Origin of the sequence: Photobacterium sp. GB-50 (genome assembly GCF_003026755.1) — a bacterium.
Lineage (GTDB): Bacteria > Pseudomonadota > Gammaproteobacteria > Enterobacterales > Vibrionaceae > Photobacterium.
In genome coordinates, this window is sequence record NZ_PYNX01000043.1 from 1 (window position 1) to 2,286 (window position 2,286).

At 35.5% G+C, this 2,286-nt stretch carries 4 protein-coding genes and 1 pseudogene; 4 read left to right on the forward strand and 1 reads right to left on the reverse strand.

Features of this window, described 5'->3' with window-relative positions:
* Window positions 1-371 (reverse strand): helix-turn-helix transcriptional regulator (locus tag C9J41_RS21525; RefSeq protein ID WP_107295011.1); only part of this gene is annotated, 371 nt, incomplete at its 3' end.
* A 120-nt stretch (window positions 372-491) separates the two neighbouring features.
* Here C9J41_RS21525 and C9J41_RS21530 point away from each other — a divergent pair.
* The 4 genes and pseudogenes from C9J41_RS21530 to C9J41_RS21540 all read left to right on the forward strand — a co-directional run.
* A complete protein-coding gene (locus C9J41_RS21530) occupies window positions 492-1,640 on the forward strand; it encodes a phage/plasmid replication protein, II/X family (RefSeq protein ID WP_233220428.1) in 1,149 nt (382 codons plus the stop codon).
* A 9-nt stretch (window positions 1,641-1,649) separates the two neighbouring features.
* Complete coding sequence (locus C9J41_RS21535; protein WP_107295012.1) at window positions 1,650-1,937, forward strand: single-stranded DNA-binding protein; 288 nt, start codon at window positions 1,650-1,652, stop codon at window positions 1,935-1,937.
* Window positions 1,934-2,080, forward strand: a complete 147-nt coding sequence (locus C9J41_RS21855; RefSeq protein WP_158259692.1) for a hypothetical protein — start codon at window positions 1,934-1,936, stop codon at window positions 2,078-2,080. The genes C9J41_RS21535 and C9J41_RS21855 overlap by 4 nt, the downstream gene beginning before the upstream one ends.
* Window positions 2,081-2,082: 2 nt before the next feature.
* Window positions 2,083-2,286 (forward strand): annotated as a pseudogene (locus tag C9J41_RS21540) (hypothetical protein); the annotation flags it as partial.

Genomic DNA, 2,286 nt, shown 5'->3' on the forward strand with positions numbered 1-2,286 from the left:
TCTTCTAAAGCTGAGATTTTATCTGTCAAACCTTGATCACTAAAGGGCTCAACTAAGCTATTAAGAAAGGCGGCATGATCTGGAATTTGTTCCCACACTCGTAAAGTTTCAATTTCACGAGAATCACTATTTACTGCTTTTTGAATAATGAAGTTTTCCAAGCTCATTCGTGAATAACGGCGACCTTCACAGATTTCATTAGCACTGACATTCAATGCCTTAGAAAGTAAGTTTATTTGTGATGCTTTAGGTTCTGTCGTCCCATTTTCCCATTTTAAATAGGTTTGCTTCGTAACATTAACCATTGAAGCAACATCTTCCTGTTTAAGTCCTAACTCAGCTCTAGCTTCCTTAAGTACATCTTTAAGCACTTTAAACTCTCCATGGGTTTAGTTTTCTTTAATTATACATACACTTTTTAATACCTATAGGTTGAAGTACATAATAGTAGAGTGTAAGGTACATATAAATGTACTTGACAGGGTTTTGATGTGACATCTTTTTTCATTGATCAATTGTTCATTCAGCAAGAATACCAAGAGGGTAATTTGCCTTTTGTTGGTACTCATGTGATTGAAAAAATTGACCTTGAAACAGGTGAAAAGTTACCTCCGTCAGTAAATAAGAAAATTCTTGAAGGTTCGTTTAGTACAAAACTTACCGTTCGCTGTGATGGACGCAAAGTAAGAGTGGAAGGTAATCCTTCTCGTTGGCAAAGAGTTGATAATTTATTTGGCTTAAAGACCATTGATGAATGCGTCAGTATTTATAACAACATATTGAATCAATTGGGTTTACCGCCATTTACAAAAACAACAAGATTTCATCATAGGCAGACACCTGATGGAAAATCATCATCATTAATCGGCAACGGAGCTGAAATTACATTAATTGATTGGACTAGAAATCATGAGATAGGTAAGGGTAGAGAGCAATCATTTATTCGCGGATTGTCTTCAATGCAAATTGGAAGAGCTAGAAAACCCAAGCTTTACCCAGATGGAAATACTTGTAACTGGGGAGAGGCATCAACTTGGTCAATGACCAAGCTATATAACAAAGCTGTTGAGTTAAAAAGACATCTCAAAAAAGCCGAGAAAAATAGTAATCAGAAAGACGATAACATACTGACATATATACAAAATATTATTGAGTATTGTGAAAGAAAAGGTGTTGTTCGAGAAGAACATAGTCTAAGGCAAACAATGCTCAAGCGATACAATCTGAATTGGTATGGAGTCGTGAAAGAAACTGATTTTGTTGAACATATTCAAGATATTGAGAATGCCATGAAGACAATACATATATCTCACGATGAACATGAAACCATTGCAGATCAATTACTTAATCACTCTATAGTTAAAAGTCGCCAAGCAGCTAACAGTACCCAAAGTTATGCAATTTTGTGGCAACAAGGTATGGATTTGCGTCAAATGTTAAGTGATACACAGTTCTATGAGCATAAGGCTCGCCTTAAGAAAATAGGGATAGATATTGGACAAAAATTCGATGTTAGTCGCTTGTGTCCGACCTTAAAACGCTCTGAAGTCATTGAAGTTAAATCACTTTCTATTCCAGCTTGGTACAAAATGCCCGTTGTTGAAACATCAAATATTTTACCTTTTAAAGCATATGCTTAAGGAGATAGCATGCTAAAAATCGAAGTTTTCCCTGAACATGAAAATAAACAATCAAAGCTAATACCTGGCAAAGAAGGTAAGCCGGCTAAAACTATTTATGAGCAAACAGCCTATGCATATTTAGGGGGAAAATTCCCAGTCGAAATAAAATTATCGTTATCTGAAGAAGAGCAAGCTTACAAAGTTGGACTTTATACATTAGATAGCTCGAGCTTTACTGTTAATAATTTTGGTTCTCTAGAACTTAAACGCTATGGATTGAAAATTGTTGAATTAGAAGATGGTGAATTATTGTGACAGCGTTCCAATTAGAAAAGTTAATCACTTGGTTTAACTCCGATATTAGTGGTTCATTGATAGATGCTGACCAAGAGATCATTGAAAACTATGAACAAATCTTTAAGGCGCTTGAAAACTACAAATTAACTCTGGAGAACTAACAATGACAACTAAAGTGTGCCAATATTTTTCTTACGATAACCACAACCAAGTCCAAGCGATGGTTTCAAATATCACAGCCGAAAATGTTGAAGATGTACAACGCAGCACCAACGATACATTTAAAATCGGCATGTGGTTTTTATCGAAAGTTATTGAAGGACATCAGTTTGAGATTTACGGGCCATTCGAGTCAGCCGATGCAACA